The sequence below is a fragment of the Epibacterium sp. ABZ3_068 genome (genome assembly GCF_056159265.1).
On record NZ_JBSWUV010000002.1, the window covers coordinates 76,540 to 94,282 of the forward strand.

The 17,743-nt window shown below is 57.8% G+C and carries 12 protein-coding genes and 1 pseudogene; all 13 read left to right on the top strand.

Annotated elements, in window-relative coordinates:
- Positions 1 to 13: 13 nt before the first annotated feature.
- A complete protein-coding gene (gene tssB, locus ACXAEW_RS20145) occupies positions 14 to 526 on the top strand; it encodes a type VI secretion system contractile sheath small subunit (protein ID WP_474943141.1) in 513 nt (170 codons plus the stop codon).
- A gap of 14 nt (positions 527 to 540) precedes the next feature.
- On the top strand, positions 541 to 2,037 hold the full coding sequence (tssC, locus tag ACXAEW_RS20150) for a type VI secretion system contractile sheath large subunit (RefSeq protein ID WP_474943142.1): 1,497 nt from the start codon (positions 541 to 543) through the stop codon (positions 2,035 to 2,037).
- A 67-nt stretch (positions 2,038 to 2,104) separates the two neighbouring features.
- The gene (locus ACXAEW_RS20155) at positions 2,105 to 2,608 is read left to right on the top strand and encodes an Hcp family type VI secretion system effector (protein WP_474943143.1); all 504 of its coding nucleotides are present in this window, start codon (positions 2,105 to 2,107) and stop codon (positions 2,606 to 2,608) included.
- A 75-nt stretch (positions 2,609 to 2,683) separates the two neighbouring features.
- Positions 2,684 to 3,484 carry a type VI secretion system accessory protein TagJ gene (locus ACXAEW_RS20160; protein WP_474943144.1) on the top strand — a complete coding sequence of 267 codons (801 nt, stop codon included), beginning with the start codon at positions 2,684 to 2,686 and terminating at the stop codon, positions 3,482 to 3,484.
- A complete protein-coding gene (tssE, locus tag ACXAEW_RS20165; RefSeq protein ID WP_474943145.1) occupies positions 3,477 to 3,974 on the top strand; it encodes a type VI secretion system baseplate subunit TssE in 498 nt (165 codons plus the stop codon). Before ACXAEW_RS20160 ends, tssE begins: the two co-directional genes overlap by 8 nt.
- Positions 3,975 to 3,977: 3 nt before the next feature.
- Positions 3,978 to 5,855, top strand: a complete 1,878-nt coding sequence (tssF, locus tag ACXAEW_RS20170) for a type VI secretion system baseplate subunit TssF (protein WP_474943146.1) — start codon at positions 3,978 to 3,980, stop codon at positions 5,853 to 5,855.
- Entirely contained in the window at positions 5,819 to 6,856 is a 1,038-nt protein-coding gene (gene tssG / locus ACXAEW_RS20175) for a type VI secretion system baseplate subunit TssG (protein ID WP_474943147.1), read from the top strand. Before tssF ends, tssG begins: the two co-directional genes overlap by 37 nt.
- A 13-nt stretch (positions 6,857 to 6,869) precedes the next feature.
- The gene (gene tssH, locus ACXAEW_RS20180) at positions 6,870 to 9,590 is read left to right on the top strand and encodes a type VI secretion system ATPase TssH (protein WP_474943148.1); all 2,721 of its coding nucleotides are present in this window, start codon (positions 6,870 to 6,872) and stop codon (positions 9,588 to 9,590) included.
- A 40-nt stretch (positions 9,591 to 9,630) separates the two neighbouring features.
- Positions 9,631 to 10,584, top strand: a complete 954-nt coding sequence (locus ACXAEW_RS20185) for a hypothetical protein (RefSeq protein WP_474943149.1) — start codon at positions 9,631 to 9,633, stop codon at positions 10,582 to 10,584.
- Positions 10,585 to 10,636: 52 nt separating this feature from the next.
- The gene (locus ACXAEW_RS20190; protein ID WP_474943150.1) at positions 10,637 to 11,497 is read left to right on the top strand and encodes an ion transporter; all 861 of its coding nucleotides are present in this window, start codon (positions 10,637 to 10,639) and stop codon (positions 11,495 to 11,497) included.
- A pseudogene (gene tssB, locus ACXAEW_RS20195) lies at positions 11,490 to 11,951 on the top strand (type VI secretion system contractile sheath small subunit); the annotation flags it as partial. The gene ACXAEW_RS20190 and the pseudogene tssB (ACXAEW_RS20195), both read left to right, overlap by 8 nt.
- 606 nt (positions 11,952 to 12,557) lie before the next feature.
- A complete protein-coding gene (locus ACXAEW_RS20200) occupies positions 12,558 to 15,566 on the top strand; it encodes a type VI secretion system contractile sheath domain-containing protein (protein ID WP_474943274.1) in 3,009 nt (1,002 codons plus the stop codon).
- 60 nt (positions 15,567 to 15,626) lie between these two features.
- Complete coding sequence (locus ACXAEW_RS20205) at positions 15,627 to 17,741, top strand: type VI secretion system Vgr family protein (RefSeq protein ID WP_474943151.1); 2,115 nt, start codon at positions 15,627 to 15,629, stop codon at positions 17,739 to 17,741.
- Positions 17,742 to 17,743 lie beyond the last annotated feature (2 nt).

Consider the following 17,743-nt stretch of genomic DNA (forward strand, 5'->3'; position numbering starts at 1 on the left):
TAAGGAGAGCTAGATGGCCGACAGTTCACAGAAGTTCATAGCCCGGAACCGGGCGCCTCGGGTCCAGATTGAATATGATGTGGAGCTTTATGGTGCCGAGAAGAAAGTTCAGCTCCCCTTTGTAATGGGCGTGATGAGCGATCTGGTTGGCAAATCCGAAGTCGAACAACCTGCCGTTGCGGACCGCAAGTTCCTGGAAATCGATGTCGACAACTTTGATGACCGGATGAAATCGATGGCCCCACGTGCGGCCTTTACCGTGCCGAATACCCTGACAGGTGAAGGCAATCTGGCAATCGATATTACCTTTGACAGCATGGACGATTTTAAACCTGCGGCCATCGCGGCCAAGGTGGAGCCCCTGCGTGAGCTGTTGGAAGCGCGCACACAGTTGTCGAACTTGATGACCTATATGGATGGTAAAACCGGCGCCGAGGATCTGATCTCGAAGATCATTCAGGACCCGAGCCTTCTGAAAACCCTCGCCGCGCAGCCCAAGCCGGGCGGTGAAGAGAGCGAAGAGTAAGAAAGGAGCGGATGATGGCTGAACAAGACCTTCAACAGGAAGCGGCTGCCGGCGAAGCGGCCTTTGGCTCCAGCGAATTTGCGAGCCTTCTGCAAAAAGAATTCCGTCCCAAATCGGACCAGGCAAAGACCGCGGTTGAGAGCGCGGTCAAAACGCTGGCCGAACAGGCGCTGGCCAATGCCGGTCTGATCTCGGATGACGCGCTGCGCTCGATCGAGAGCATTGTCGCAGAGATCGACAAGAAGCTGACGGAACAGGTGAACCATATCCTCCACAATGAGGAATTCCAGCAGCTGGAAAGCGCGTGGCGCGGTCTACATTATCTGGTGAACAACACCGAAACCGACGAAATGCTCAAGATCCGGGTGATGCCTGTCACCAAAAAGGAACTGGGCAAGACGCTGAAAAAGTTCAAGGGCACCGCCTGGGACCAATCCCCGATCTTCAAGAAGATCTATACCGAGGAATTCAGCCAGCTGGGTGGTGAGCCCTTTGGCTCTTTGGTTGCGGACTACCACTTTGACCATTCGCCGCCAGACATCGAACTGCTGGGAGAGATGTCCAAGATCGCTGCCGCATCCCATGCGCCGCTGATCACCGGTGCCAAACCAACTCTGTTCCAGATGGACAGCTGGTCCGAACTGTCGAACCCGCGCGATCTGACCAAGATCTTCCAGACACCCGAATATGCCGCGTGGCGGTCACTGCGTGACAGTGAAGACGCGAAATATGTGGGTCTGGCGATGCCGCGTTTCCTGGGGCGTCTGCCTTATGGCTCCAAAACCGATCCGGTTGAGGAATTCGCCTTTGAGGAAGACACCGCAGGTGCGGGCAGCGAGAAATACGGCTGGGTCAACGCAGCCTATGGCATGGCGGTCAACATCACCCGTTCGTTTAAAATGTACGGCTGGTGTTCGCGGATCCGTGGTGTTGAAAGCGGCGGTACATTGGAGAACCTGCCGTCCCATACTTTCCCGACCACCGACGGTGGCGTGGATCAGAAATGCCCGACCGAGATCGCAATTGACGATCGTCGCGAGGCAGAGCTGGCGAAAAACGGGATGATGCCGCTGATCCATCGGAAAAACACCGATGTGGCGACGTTTATGGGGGCGCAATCCCTGCACAAACCCGCAGAATATGATGATCCCGATGCAACGGCGAATGCGAACCTGGGCGCACGTCTGCCCTATCTCTTCGCGACCTGCCGCTTTGCCCATTACCTGAAATGTATGGTGCGGGACAAAGTCGGTTCCTTCAAAAGCCGTCAGGACATGGAGAACTGGCTGCAGGAATGGATCAACAATTACGTGGATTTCAACGCTGACATTTCGTCAGAGGCTGAAAAGGCGCGCAAACCTCTGGCTGCGGCCGAGGTTGTCGTGGAAGAGGTCGAAGGCAATCCGGGCTATTACAGCTCGAAGTTCTTCCTGCGCCCGCATTACCAGTTGGAAGGGCTGTCGGTCTCGCTCCGTCTGGTATCCAAACTGCCTTCGGAAAAGGGAGGTTAATATTTCACAAATCACCCTTGGCACAACGAAAACGTAAACGAGTTCAGATTTTTGAAAGGACGGCACAATGGCTGCGAATATGTTTATCGAGATCTCCGACATCGAAGGGGATTCGATGGAGCAAAAACACGAGAAGTGGATTGTTATTGAATCCGCAAGCTGGAACGTGGAACGCTCGGTTGAGATGAGCGATCTGGGATCCACCCAGCGTATGCATGCGAATTCTAACTTTGGCAAAGTCGAGCTGACGTCGCAGATGGGCAAAGCGTCAAACGAGATTGCCAAATCGGTTGCCAACGGCACCGTTCGTCCGGAAATCACCATGCACTGGTGTCGCTCGGGTGATGCGCAGGCTGATGGTTTGCTGGAATATTCCGTCTGGAAGTTCAAGGAAGTGGTGATCGACAGCTATTCCCTGTCGGCCAGCGCGGATGGCATCCCAGAGGAAACCTGGTCGCTGGCCTATGCCGCGATGGAACACACCTACAAGTCCACCAACCAGAAGACCGGTAAGCTGGAAAGCCCGATTGTCTTCAAGTGGAACGTTCAAAAGGGCAAGTTCGAGTACTGATCCGGCCTTTTTCTCATGCCTCGCAGTCTGTTGCGGGGCATGATCCAAGTAACAAGTATTCCCGGAGTCCCTGCCATGACCGCCGAAGACTATTTAAAAGCGGGCGATCCTGTACAAGCGCTGGCTGCGTTGCAGGACAGTGTGCGCAAGGATCCGTCTAATCCGAAACTGCGGATTTTCCTGTTTCAGCTGTTGTGTGTCCTTGGCGATTGGAAGCGGGCGATTGCCCAGCTGAAGCTGAGCGCTGAACTGGACGACAGCGCCACAATGATGGCAAAGACCTATCGCGAAGCCATCATTTGTGAGGTCTATCGCGACAAGGTGTTTGCGGGCGAAAAGGATCCCCTCATTCTGGGTGAGCCTGAAACCTGGCTGGCGCATCTGGTGGAAGCGCAGAAACATCTGGCTGCGGGCCGGGTGGGAGAGGCCGCAGAGCTGCGTGCCAAAGCGTTCGACGCAGCCCCCAGCAGCAGCGGCACGTTGAATGGTGCGTCATTTGAATGGGTTGCAGATGCCGATGTGCGGCTTGGCCCGGTTCTTGAAGTGCTGATCAACGGTAAATATTACTGGCTACCCTTTGCCCAGATCAAAAGCCTTGAGATCGAAGCGCCCAGCGACCTGCGGGATACGGTCTGGATGGCCGGCGTTCTGACACTGGTCAATGGGGGTGAGCTGGCGGCCCTGATCCCGACCCGGTATCCCGGCTCGGCGGCGGGGGATAACGCGACGAAACTGGCGCGCGCCACCACATGGCAGGATCTGGGCCAAGACACTTTTGTGGGTCTTGGGCAACGGCTGCTGGCGACGGATCAGAATGATGTGGCGCTGATGGATGTTCGCTCGTTGGTTATGGGAGATGCCGACAGCGATGGTTGACAAGGGGCTTGCAGAACGGCTGCAACCGTCCCTGTTGGACCGGTTGACGGATAATGATCCCGGTAATCTCAAGGAATCGCGGGACAGCCGGGTCATTGACCTGCACCGATTGCGGATGATCATTCAGCGGGATCTGTCCTGGCTGTTGAACACGCAAAACGCTGAAAGCCATCTGGACGCGGAACGCTACCCGCGCGCAGCCAGTTCAGTGTTGAATTTCGGCCTGTCGGAAGTGTCAGGCAAATACACGGGCAGTGAACGGGCCGAGGCGATCCGGCGCTCGATTGAAAATGCGATAGAAGAGTTCGAACCCCGCATTATCGAAGGCTCTGTTGATGTGCAGCTGCGCGAAGGCACTGACCCGGCGGATATGACGGTGGGGCTGGATATTCGTGCCGATATGTGGGCGCAACCGATGCCGCTGGAACTGTATCTGCGCAGCAAGGTGGATCTGACCACGGGTGAGGTTGACGTGGACCGGGGAGGCTGATCTTTGGACACGCGACTGCTGGAACATTATGAATCCGAGCTGACTTTCCTGCGCGACATGGGGGCGGAGTTTGCAACCGCCTACCCCAAGATCGCCGCCCGTCTGGGCATGGAAGGGGTCGAGGTTCTGGACCCCTATGTGGAGCGCCTGCTGGAAGGTGTGGCGTTTTTATCCGCACGGGTTCAGCTGGAACTTGAGCTGCAATATCCGAATTTTACCTCCAGCCTGCTGGAGATCATCTATCCCCACTATCTGGCGCCGACGCCGTCGATGATGATTGCGGCCTTTGAACCGGACAAGGCGAATTCGGCAGTGAAATCCGGGTTCAAACTGCCGCGCGGTTCAGTCTTGCGGTCGCGGTTGACGGATGGGGCGCAGACAGCCTGTGAGTTCCGGACCGCAGCAGACACAACCATGTGGCCGATTGAGATCACCGAGGCGCAGTATATCGACGGGCGCGGCGATCTTGTGGCAGCTGGTGTGGCCAAGAATGTGGACGCGCGGGCGGGCATTCGCCTGCGTCTGAAACGCAGTGATGGCGATCCGATCCGCGACTTGAATATGGACCGGCTGACGTTTTTCCTGTCTGGATCCGGGGGAAATTCCTGGCCCCTTCTGGAGCTGCTTTGTACGCAGGTTCAGGGGGTTGTGGCCAAATCCACCAACCGGCGCGCGGATTGGACCCATACTTTGCCCGAGGGCAAGGTGGTGCAAAAGGGGTTCAGCCCGGATGAGGCGCTGTTGCCGTTGCCACGCCGTGTGTTTGATGGCTATCGGCTGTTGCAGGAATTCTTTGCCATGCCGGAGCGCTATCGTTTTGTAGAGCTTCAGGGGCTGAAAGCCGGGTTGAACCGGTCCGAGGACACAGAGGTTGACGTCTATATCCTGCTGCGCGACGGCATGAGCTCTGTTGCGCCTCTTGTGGCGCCAGAGACGTTCCAATTGAACGCGGTTCCGGCAGTGAACCTGTTTGAAAAGCGGTGTGACCGGGTCCGCATCACGCCCACCGAAACAGAGCATCATGTCATCGCAAACCGGACAGCGGGTCTGGATTATGAGCTTTATGCGCTGAAGTCCGTAACCGGGATCAGCGCGGCGGGTGAGGATGACGTTGAATTCCGCCCCTTTTATTCCTCGGATGATTTTACAGCCGCAGGTGAAACCCATCCGGCCTATTACACGATCAAACGGCGGATGCGGCAGCGCTCTGAAAAAGAGCGTCTGCGGGGCGTGCGCAGTTCTTACCTTGGCTCTGAGGTCTACCTGTCGCTGGTCGACCGTGCGCAGGTTCCTTACAGTGCGCAGCTTGAGCAGCTGGCCGTGACAGCGCTGTGCACAAACCGGGATTTGCCGCTGCTTCTGGCAACGGGCGATGCGGATGTGTTCCATCTGCCCGAAGGGGGGCCGATCAAGCGGATCACTTTGCCGGTATCCCCCACGCGGCCCCATCCGACACTGGCCCAAGGGGACACGGCCTGGCGGCTGATCTCCCATCTCAGCCTGAATTATGCGTCCATTGCACAAACGGATCGCGGCCAGTCCGCCGAGGCCCTGCGCGAGTTGATCGGGCTTTATGCGCCATTGGGGGACCGGGTGACAGAGAAGCAGCTGGAAGGCATTATCTCCGTCAGTTCCCGCCCCATTGTGCGCCGGATGAGCGATCAGATCCTGGCCACAGCGGTGCGGGGGATCGAGATTACGTTGGGCTTTGATGAGAGCTTTTTTGAAGGGTCCAACATTTATGCGTTGGGCGCAGTCTTGGAACGGTTTTTCCGGGGCTATGCCACAATCAACAGCTTTACTGAAACCGTTCTTAAAACCGAAAAACGGGGGGAGATTGCCCGATGGCGTCCGACGGTGGGCCTCGGCCGGATGATTTAGGCCTTTTTGCCCGTCTGGCGGCGGACCCAAAGGCACATCATATCTTTCAGGCGTTGCGCATCCTTGAGGCGCATTACGCCGATTCCCCGCGTTTGGGGGAAAGCCGCCGACCGCGTCAGGATCAGGTGCGCCTGGGGCAAGAGGCAGAGCTGGCCTTTCCGCCAACAACCATTGCCGAATTCAAACCCGGTGGCGGGGGGGCTCCGGCCCGGCTGACAAATCGGGTTTTTGGTCTGTTCGGACCGCAGGGTCCGTTGCCGCTGCATCTGACCGGCTATGCACGTGACCGCAAGCGCAACCATCGTGACGGGGCGATGGTGGCCTTTGCCGATATGCTGACGCATCGGTTGATGGGGCTGTGGTACCGGGCCTGGAGCCAGGGTGCGCTGACCAACAGTTTTGACCGTGACGATGATCCGATGGCGCGTCGGGTGGCCTCTGTTTGTGGGTATAACGCGGATGCGTTGCTGGACCGCGATGATATGCCCGATCTGTCCCGGCTGCATTTCTCCGGGCTGTTGTCGCAAGGGGCGCGCAATCCGGAGGGGCTTGAAACCATTCTGGAAGAGTTTCTGGGCGTGCCTGTCACGCTGGAGGAATTTGTTGGCAGTTGGCTGCATCTGGAGCCGGATGACCTGTGGCAGCTGGGGCGAGGCAATCTGGGGCAAACCACCAATGTCGGACAGAAAGTCTGGTCCCGAAGTGCCAAGTTCCGCTTGCGGATTGGCCCCTTGTCGTTGGCTGATTACGAACGTCTGTTGCCCGGTGGTGCGTCTCTCAACCGGCTGCGGGCCATTGTGCGGACTTATATTGGCGACCAGCTGGATTGGGACGTGAACCTAATTCTGGCGGGTGATGACGTCCCGCGCACCCAATTGGGTGGATCCGCCCGCCTGGGTCACACCAGCTGGGTGCGTTCGCGCCCCGATCCGGATGCGGATCAGCCCGATGTCGATGATCTTTTTCTATACCCTGGCACAGCCGAGTGCACAGCTCAGTGAGGAGTAACGAGTTATGACCGAAATCAGCCGTGTTGCGCTTTTTGGGAAGTTGAACAAACTGGGTTATCAGGCCGTCGAAAGCGCGACGGTCTTCTGCAAGATGCGCGGAAACCCTTATGTGGAACTGGTGCATTGGCTGCATCAGCTTCTGGCGGGGCAGGACAGCGATATGCATCGGATCATTGCTCATTATGATCTGGACACCGGCAGGATCGCGGCGGAGATGACCCGCAATCTGGACGGTTTGCCGCGTGGAGCTTCGACGATTTCGGATCTGTCAGATCATCTGATGGACGCAATGGAACGCGGCTGGGTCTGGGGCTCGCTTCTGTATTCCGCCAGCCAGGTCCGGTCGGGGCATCTGCTGTTAGGCATCCTGAAAACACCGTCGCTGCGCAATATCCTGACGTCGATCTCGCCAGAGCTGGCCAAGATCGGGGCCGATGATCTGGCCGATAACTTTGCCGAGGCCACGGGTGGTTCACCCGAAGAAGGTCTGGCGCCGCAGGATGGCTCCAACGTCGGGGGCGGCGCGGAACCGGGTGAGGCCTCGGGCGCGATGGCACCGGGCGCGATGGGCAAGGGGGAGGCTTTGGCGCAGTTCTGCACCGACCTCACCGAACAGGCGCGCAACGGAGAGATTGATCCCATCGTGGGGCGCGACGAGGAAATCCGACAGATCGTGGATATCCTGATGCGGCGCCGCCAGAACAACCCGATCCTGACCGGTGAGGCGGGTGTGGGGAAGACGGCGGTGGTCGAAGGGTTTGCCCTGCGGATTGCGCGCGGCGACGTCCCGCCGTCGCTGCAGGATGTGCGCCTGTTGGTGCTGGACGTGGGTCTGTTGCAGGCGGGTGCCAGCATGAAGGGTGAGTTTGAGAACCGCCTGCGTCAGGTGATTGACGAGGTGCAGGCCAGCCCCGTGCCGATTGTGATGTTTGTGGATGAAACCCACACGTTGGTTGGCGCAGGGGGCGCTGCTGGCACCGGTGATGCGGCGAACCTGCTGAAACCGGCGCTGGCGCGTGGCACCCTGCGCACCATCGGGGCCACCACCTGGGCGGAATACAAGAAGTACATCGAGAAAGACCCCGCCCTGACCCGGCGTTTCCAAGTCGTAAAGGTCGATGAGCCGGACATCCCCAAGGCGATCCTGATGATGCGCGGCATTGCCACCATGCTGGAAGGTCACCACCGGGTGCAGGTCCTGGACGAGGGGATCGAGGCGGCGGTGACGCTCTCGGCCCGCTATATTCCGGCGCGTCAACTGCCGGATAAATCCGTGAGCCTTCTGGATACCGCCTGCGCCCGTGTCGCGGTCAGCCAGCATGCGGTTCCGGCTGAGGTTGACGACTGCCAACGCCGGATTGAGGCACTGACCACCGAGCTTGAGATCATCGGCCGTGATGAAACCGCGGGTTACGAGGTCGCGGACCGTCGCGAGGCCGTCACGGCGGCCAAGGAGGCGGAAGAGGCTCGGCTGGTGGATCTGACGGCCCAATGGGACAAGGAAAAGGCCTGTGTTGACGAGATCTTGGACCTGCGCGCCAAACTCCGGGAGGGGGCCGCGCCCGTTGATGCTCCGGTTGATGCTGGGAGTGAGGCGGCGGAGGGCGCCACCGAGAGCCCGCTGTCGGATGAGGACCGCGCCAAGCTGATGCAGGCACTCAAGGACAAGAATGCTGAACTGGAAACCCTCCAGGGGGATCGCCCGCTGATCCTGCCGATTGTGGATCATCAGGCCGTGGCTTCTGTTGTGGGTGATTGGACCGGCATTCCCGTGGGTCGCATGGTCAAGGATGAGATCGAGACCATCCTGAACCTCGAAGAGCATCTGGCCAAACGCGTCATCGGTCAGGATCACGCGATGCAGATGATCGCCAAACGCATCCAGACCAGCCGGGCGGGGTTGGACAACCCCAACAAACCGATCGGTGTCTTTATGCTTGCAGGCACCTCGGGCGTGGGGAAAACCGAAACCGCGCTGGCCCTGGCTGAGGTGCTGTATGGCGGTGAGCAAAACGTCATCACCATCAATATGAGCGAATACCAAGAGGCCCATACCGTCAGCTCGCTGAAAGGCGCGCCTCCGGGTTATGTCGGCTATGGCGAAGGTGGCGTGTTGACCGAAGCGGTGCGGCGCAAGCCTTATTCTGTAGTGCTGCTGGATGAGGTCGAGAAAGCCCACCCGGATGTGCATGAGATCTTCTTTCAGGTCTTTGACAAGGGCATCATGGAAGACGGCGAAGGTCGCCTGATTGACTTCAAGAACACGCTGATCCTTCTGACGTCCAATGCCGGATCCGAGCTGATCATGGATCTGTGCAGTGACCCGGATCTGATGCCGGAACCGGATGGCATCGCCAAAGCGCTGCGCGAACCCTTGTTGAAAATCTTCCCGCCCGCGCTCTTGGGACGTTTGGTGACGATCCCCTATTATCCGCTCAGCCCCGATATGCTGTCCGAGATCACCAAGCTGCAGCTGGGTCGGATCCAGAAACGGGTGCAGACCGCGCATAGCGTGCCGTTTGAATACACCGACGCGGTGGTCGAAGAGATCGTCAACCGCTGTCAGGAACTCGACAGTGGCGGCCGCATGATCGACGCGATTGTGACCAATACCATGCTGCCGGAGGTTTCAAACGAATTCCTGCGCCGCCTGATCGAAGGCAAGCACGCCGAGAAGGTTGCCATCGATGTGGCCGACGGTGATTTCACCTATAGTTTTGAATGATTTGCGCTGTTTCCACTTGCGCGCATGAGGAGAGTATTAAATGGCCGAAGTAAATAAGTCATTCGATCTGATCACGGTGAATGCCAAAAATATGGATTTGCCAAATGGGAAGATCACTCTGAAGGTGTCGGGCAAAGAGATCGACACCTCCCTGCTCGCGCGGATTATGGAGCCGGTCTATTCCTATCTGAATGACTATCGCAAAATGGCGATTAACCCGGCGATCCAGAAATACGACAAACAGTTCGAGGGGATGAGCGACAAGAAAGAGGTCGAAAAGCTGGCCAAACTTGTCAATGACGAGCTGAAGAAGCTGGTCGCGAACCTTGAGAAGGAAGCCCAGAACCGGATCAAGGCGTCCTGGGAAAAGATCAAGAAAGAGAACAAGGAATACACCAAGTGGAAGCTGAAGATCGCCGCCAATATCACTTGGGGTGTGGTCAAGATCGGCAAATCCATTGCGGCCCTTGTGGCCAGTTCCGGCGCGAAGCTGGATGAATACTATAAGGTCGCCAAATCCGTCTATAGCATCGCCAAAGAGGTGAAAAAGGCCATCGCGACCGAGACCAAAGTGCGCGAAGACCTGATGAAAGCCCTGGAAAAAATGGCCAAGGCGACCAAGGACGGCAAGGTTGGCAAAAGCCATATCTCATCGGTCGAAGACGCGGTGAAGGAATATAAGGTCAAGCTGACGGCGGCGCGTCAGAAGGCCTCTTCCATGGCGAAACCCTTGGAAAAACTGCTGCAGCTTCAGGATGAAGGCGTTGCCGTCTCCAAAAAACAGGAAGCGGCGATCAATTCGATGATCGGCCAGATCATAGAGTTCAACACCATCGAACAGAATGGTCGCAAGTTTGCTGATTTTGCGTTGAAAAAGGCTGAGGACGCGCACGGCACATTGGATCTGAAGACGATCAAAGCCCATGCGGAGAAGATTAAGAAGGCCATCGATATTGCACTCAAAGTATTTGAGGTTGCGTCAGACATTCTGTGACGCACCGCCAGAAGGCGCGCAGCTGACCTGAACCAGAACGGGGAGACAGGGGATGAACGTAGAGAGTACAGAGGCGGGGGAAGCGACGTTGCGGGACAAGGTTCGCGTCTTTGTTGAGACCGCCTGGGTCGGCAACGCTATTCTTACGATTATCATCTTCAACGCCGTTATGCTGGGGCTGTCCACGTCCACCAACGTGATGGCGGTGGCTGGCGGCTTGATCTCTGTTCTGGATGATATTGTACTGGCGATTTTTGTGGTTGAGCTTTTGTTGAAGCTCTATGCCTATGGGCTGCGGTTCTTCACCTCGGCCTGGAATATCTTTGACCTTGTGGTTGTGGGTTTGGGCATGTTGCCGGATCGCCAGGGCCTGTCTGCCCTGCGTGGGTTGCGTGTGATCCGGGCGATGCGTCTGTTATCGGTGATCCCGCAGATGCGTGCGGTGGTGCAGGCGCTGCTGGATGCGCTGCCGGGCATGGGTGCCGTGATCATCATGATTTCCATCGTCTTTTATGTCTTTGGTGTTATGGCCACGCTGATGTACGGGCCGAGCTTTGATGAATGGTTCGGTACCCTTGGCCGATCCTTGTATTCTCTGTTCCAGATTATGACGCTGGAAAGCTGGTCGATGGGAATTGTGCGCCCCGTGATGGAGACCTACCCGGCGGCCTGGGCGTTCTTTGTTCCGTTTATCATCATCACGGCCTTCTCTGTCTTGAATCTGTTCATTGGTTTGTTGGTCAACACTATGCAATCGGCGGTTGAGGAAGAGGCCGAGCAGGAGTTTGAAAAGCTGCGGGATCTGGTGCGCACCGAGACGGATATGGTTGATGCCCACGTTCTGGCGCTGCATGAGGAGATCAAGGCGCTGCGGTCCGAGGTGGCCGACCTGAAAGGGGGGCGCGATGGCTGATAGCTCGCAAAAGTTCATCGCCCGCAACCGCGCGCCGCGGGTTCAGATCGAATATGATGTCGAACTCTATGGCGCGGAAAAGAAGGTACAGCTGCCCTTTGTCATGGGGGTGATGAGCGATCTGATGGGTAAGTCCACGGTCGCGCAGCCCTCGGTTGCCGAGCGGAAGTTTCTGGAAATCGACGTTGATAATTTTGACGAACGTATGCGGGCGATGGCCCCGCGGGCGGCTTTTACCGTGCAGAATACCCTGACCGGTGAAGGCAACCTGGCGGTGGATCTGACCTTTGAGAAGATGGAGGATTTTTCACCCGGTGCCATTGCGTCAAAGGTGGAGGCGCTGCGCCCGCTGTTGCAGGCCCGTCAGGAGTTGACGACGCTGATGGCCTATATGGATGGGAAGGCGGGGGCCGAGGCCCTGATGGAGAAGGTCTTGCAGGACCCTGGTCTTTTGTCCGGATTTCAACCGGCCGCCACCGCGCCCGAGGATCTGGCCGCAGTCCTGGATGAGCTGCGTGATCAAGCGCCACAGGAAGAAGACGTGGATCAGGCCGCATCCGCACTTGCAAGCCTTGCGGCTGTTGAGATCCCGGATGCGCCGCCGGAAACGGATACGCAAGCGGTTCTGGATGGATTGGCGGCGTCCGCAGCCGAGGCGCCTGTGGCGGGCGACCCTGCCGCCGACGTTCTGAGTGCCCTGGCCGAAGCTGCGCCTGATGATGGCGTGCAGGACAATGGGTCGGCATCCGACAGGGTTCTGGATGCTCTGCGCGCGACAGAGCCTGCAGGTGAGGAACCTGAAACGGAGACAGCGGATGTTCTGGCCGGGCTTGCAGCGGCAAAGCCTGAAACATCCGAGGATGTTGCGGATGGGATCGCTGACGTTCTGGACGCGCTGGCCGAAGCCGGAACTGAAAATGAGACGCGCGATGTGGATACAACAGCGGATGTGCTGGATAGGCTGATTGCGGTTGCGCCCGAACCGTCACAAGGGGACGGAGACAGCGTTGCAGATGTGTTGTCGGGACTTGCTGAGTCTTCGCCAGATCCGGTTGAGGACATGGACGAGGTTGCCTCTGCGCTGGCAAATCTGTCCGATGCCGTTGCTGATGACGGGCCAGAGAACGACGCGCGCGGTGTGGAGGATGTCCTCAGCGGGCTGGCAGAGGCTGCGGCAGAACCTGATGAGACAGAAGACGCCGCAGCCGCGACCCTTGCAGCTCTTTCAGACGCTGCGCCGGATGCGCCACAGGAGCCCTCAGAGGACACAGCGGCAGACATTTTGAACCAACTCAGCGCCGATGCGCCGCTCTCCTCAGACGAGGAAGGTGATGGGGTTGCGGATGTCCTGTCCGGGCTTGCGGAAACCGGGCCAGAGATTTCGCAGACCGGTGACGAGGTTGCCTCTGCCCTGGCGGATCTTGCATCTGTGACGTCCACTCCGCTTGCGGAAGAGGCAGATGGGGTGGAGGGCGTGCTGTCGGATCTGGTGGACCTTGTCCCCGAGGACGTCGGCCAACCGGACACCGCAGACGCGACCTTGGCCGCGCTGGTCGATGATGTGCCGGAGGAAAACGAAACTGCTGATATTGATCTGGGGGACCTTCTGCCTCAGACCTCAACGGCAGAGGCTGGCGCTGATGAGGTTGGTCTGGACGATATTCTGGCGGATCTCGACATCGGGGATGATCCTGTTTCTGAACAAGAGGCAGAGCTTGGCAGCATTCTTGAAACGATCACCACCGTGCCGGACGCGGCGGTTGATGAGATTGACGATATTCTGGGCGATCTAGGGGCGATTGAGGCGGAAACGGTGGAGGCCACGTCCACCCCGGCGAACGAGGCATTGGGGGATGGTCCCACCGATGTGGAGGGGGATGACCTCGATCTGGGAGACCTGCTGGGGGACGTCACCGGTGCGGACGATGCTGCGGCTGGCGATGGGTTGGACGATCTGCTGGCGGATCTGGGACTTGACGATGATCCGATCTCGGACGTGCTTTCTGAACCTGAACCTGAACCTGAACCTGAACCTGAACCTGAACCTGAACCCGCTGCGGTTGCGGCGGCAGGGGATGATTTTGATCTGGATGACCTGTTGGGCGACCTGGAATTGGGTGATGGGGCCGAGGACACGACATTGGACGATCTGTTGGCTGAGGTCGACAGCGCGACCGCTCAAGATGAGGCTCTGCCGGACGGTGATCTTGATGCGCTGCTGGCAGATGCGCCAGAGGCAGACGACGATCTATTGGCAGAACTGTTGGGTGATCTGAACGAGGGGGAGGATGATCCGCTTGCGGAAGAGACCCCGGAGGAGGATGCCCGCCTGACGTCGCGTGCCAAGATTGACCTGCCCTTTGGCACCGTTTCCGCAGACCGGCCTGCGCCGGAGGTATTAAAGCGTCGTCGGTTCCGGATTGCAGTTCTGGGGGATTTTTCCGGCCGGGCGGCCAAAGGCGTTTTGGGCATCGGAGATGATCTGGCCAACCGGCCCGGGCAGCTGCTGGATGTGGACACTGTTGAAGAGGTGATTGAGGGTTTTGCCGGGGATCTGGCGCTGCCCATTGGTAAAGACGGGACCACGTTGGCTGTGCCGCTTTCGGGGTTGGATGATCTGCACCCGGATGAGCTTTACGAGAACGTCGACCTGTTTTCAGAACTGTCCGGTCTGAAGCAGCAACTGGCCAGTGGGGCGACGGCGGATCACGCGGCCAAGAGCCTGCAAGCCTGGGGGGAGAAATATGGCACCCCGGCGGTGGCACCCCGGATGACATCGGCGGCGACTTCGGTTCCGGCGGACCTGCGGCTGAGCGATTTTCAGCGGCTGATCGGGGATACAACACCGCAAGAGGTGGAAGGGTCTCCTGTTGAAGATCTGCTGGAGCGGGTGGTGGGCCCCCATGTGCGGGCCTTGCCGGATCCGAACACCACGGCCTTGCAGGAAGCGGTGACCCAGTCGCTGAGCCATGCGATGCGGATGGTTCTGCACCACCCCGAATTTCAGGCAGTCGAGGCGCAATGGCGTACGTTGGACCTGATGGCGCGGTCGATCCAGACAGATGATACGCTTGAACTGGTGCTTTATGACGTGTCGGCCGAAGAACTGGCAGCGGATCTGGCAGCCGAGGAAGACCTGACCGGCAGCGGTTTTATGCGCCTGCTGACCGAAGGCCCATTGGACCCGGAATTGGGTCGTGGCGGGTATTGCGCAATTGTGGGCCTGTATTCGTTTGAAGAGACCCCCCCTCATGCAGAGCTTTTGGGGCGGTTGGCGCGGGTAGCCGCTCATGTGGATGCGCCCTTCCTGGGAGCGATCTCGCCGACGTTCTGGGGGTCCGCCAAGGAAGAGCGACCGCCGCTGGTGGCCGAGGCCTGGGATACGCTGAGCAGTATGTCCGAGGCCAGTCACCTGGGGCTGATCTCCCCCCGTTTCCTGCTGCGCAGACCCTATGGGGCCAAGACAGATCCGATTTATGAGTTCGATTTTGAGGAGTTCTCTCAATCCGAAGGGTTGAAGGGCATGTTGTGGGGCAATCCGGTGGCTTTGGCTGCGATCCTAATGGCACGTTCGTTCAAGGAAAACGGACCTGGGTTGAACCTGGGATCGATTATGTCGCTGGGGCAGATGCCCTACCACTATGTTCTGGACCGGTTTGGCGATCAGGTGGCGCTGCCCTGTACGGAACGCAATATCGACCTGGACAAGATCGCCGCCGCCAAGGAACGCGGGATTATGGCTGTGTCGGCCGTCAAAGGGCGGGATGAAGTGCGTTTGACGTCCTTTATGGCTTTGAATGGCGGGCCTTTGGCAGGGCCGTGGAGCGACGTTCCGCCTCCTCCTCCGTCTCCGCCCAAGGCCAAACCGGAACCACAAGCCGAAGGGGTGGCACAAGGGGCTGAGCAATCTCCTGCGCAACACGACAAAAATGTGATAGATGAGAGCAGCGACCTGGATGCGGAGTTGGACGCGCTGCTTTCCGGGTTTGATGATACTACGCCGGATACGGATGTATCCGATGACGATGATTTTGATGCGGAGCTTGCCGCATTGTTGGATGATTTATGATGACGAGGCGAGAGATGAGATTAACACGCTCGCACCCCTCTGACACCGAAAGGGGGAGCAATGGTAGTTAGTAAATCCCATGATAGCGATATGGTCTGGATGTCCGGAAACTATTCCGTGCGTGACCTGTTTATGAAACGGGCGATCATACGTGAAGGGTTCAGCACCCTGACAGAGACGACAATCGAGTTTCAGTCCAAGAATAAATCCGTCAAGTTGCAGGATCTGGTTGGCAAAAACATGAAACTGCATGTGCAGACGGCAAATGAGGCCGAACATGTGTTCTCGGGGCTTTGTGTCTCTGTTGAAAACATGGGGTTTCGCGATGGGTATGGCACCTATGTGGCCGAGGTGCGCCCCTGGCTGTGGCTGTTGACGCGCACAACCGATTGCCGGGTCTTTCAGGAAAAGACAGCAGTGGAGATCATCAAACAGATCTTCAACGATCACGGGTTCGGCGATTTCAAGGACAAGCTGAGCGAAACCTATGAAATGCGCGAATATTGCGTGCAGTATCGCGAAAGCGATTATGATTTTATCTGTCGGTTGATGGAAGAAGAGGGGATCTACTTCTATTTCGACAGTGCCAGTGATCCAAACAAGCCTGAACAGTTGATCCTGTGTGACGGGATCAGTGCCCATGCGCCTGCAACCGGGTTTGCGGATGTCGAATTTCATGCGCGCGACGACAATGATCGTCGCCGCGGTGATCATATTTCCGAACTGGCCATGGCCGAGGCCCTGACAACCGGCAAGGTCACGCTGAATGACTTTGATTTTCTGGCTCCAACAGCGGATCAGAAGACCAACAGCACTATTCCAAAAGGGTCGCACAGTCACAAGTCGTTTGAGTTTTACGACTATCCGGGGCATTACCGCAAGAACACCGGCCTTGGGAACAAGCAGGCTCGGGTACGTATGGAAGCCGAAGCCATCCGGCACAAACGGTGGCGTGGAGCATCCAATGTGCGCACGCTTGGAACCGGCAATACGTTCAAGCTGAAAGAACACCCGGACAAGTCATTCAACGCCGAATATCTGGTCACCGATGCGATCCATTATCTGCAGATTTCCGGGGATTACGGCGAACGGGAACAGCGTAAAAAAGCAGAGGCGGGTGAAAAGCGCGAAATGCGCCGCGATGTGAAGCCTGCAAATCTGGATTTTCCGGAAGAGGTTGCGGGCGATTCCTACTCTGCCACATTTGGCGCGATCGAGAAGGCAGAACAGTACCGCGCGCCTTTGAGCACCCCATGGCCCGAGATCAGCGGTTTGCATACGGCTACCGTTGTCGGGGCCAGCGGTGAGGAAATCTGGACCGATTCATACGGCCGGATCAAGGTTCAGTTCCACTGGGATCGCGAAGGCAAAAAGGATGACAAATCCTCCTGCTTTGTGCGTGTGGTGACACCCTGGTCTGGCGCCGACTGGGGTATGGTTGCAATCCCGCGTATCGGTCAGGAGGTTGTTATCCAGTTTGAGGAAGGCGATCCCGACCGGCCGATCTGTACCGGCATGTTGTTCAACAAGGACACGATGCCGCCTTATAAATTTCCGGATGATCAGACCCAGCTTGGCATCAAGACCAACTCCTCCAAGGGGGGCGGCGGATATAACGAACTGATGTTTGAGGACAAAAAAGACAGCGAACTGATGCGTGTTCAGGCGCAGAAAGATCATCAGATGCTGGTCAAGGATCGCTCCACCGTGACAATCGGGTTGGACAGCCCCAGCCCGGAAGTCACAAGCGCGGACGACAAATCCTATGTGCTGACGGTTGAAGAGAACGTTACCGAGACCGTCAACAAGGGGGATCGGACCGAAACCGTGAAAACGGGGGACAAGATCGAAACCATCGAAAAAGGCGATATGACCGAAACCATCAAGATGGGCGACAAGACAGAGACCATCGAGATGGGAGATCACAAAGAGACTGTGAAGCTTGGCAATCTGACGGTGGACGTGACTGCAGGTAAGATCAAGATGACCGCCGGGATGGAGATTTTACTGCAGGTCGGGGGGTCTTCTGTTAAAATCGACAATTCGGGGGTTACCATAAAAGGGCCGATTATCAAGGTTCAAGGTGACGGAATGATCGAAGCGAAAGCTCCGATGACGACAGTAAAAGGCGATGCCATGCTCACCCTCAAGGGTGGCTTGACAATGATTAACTAGGT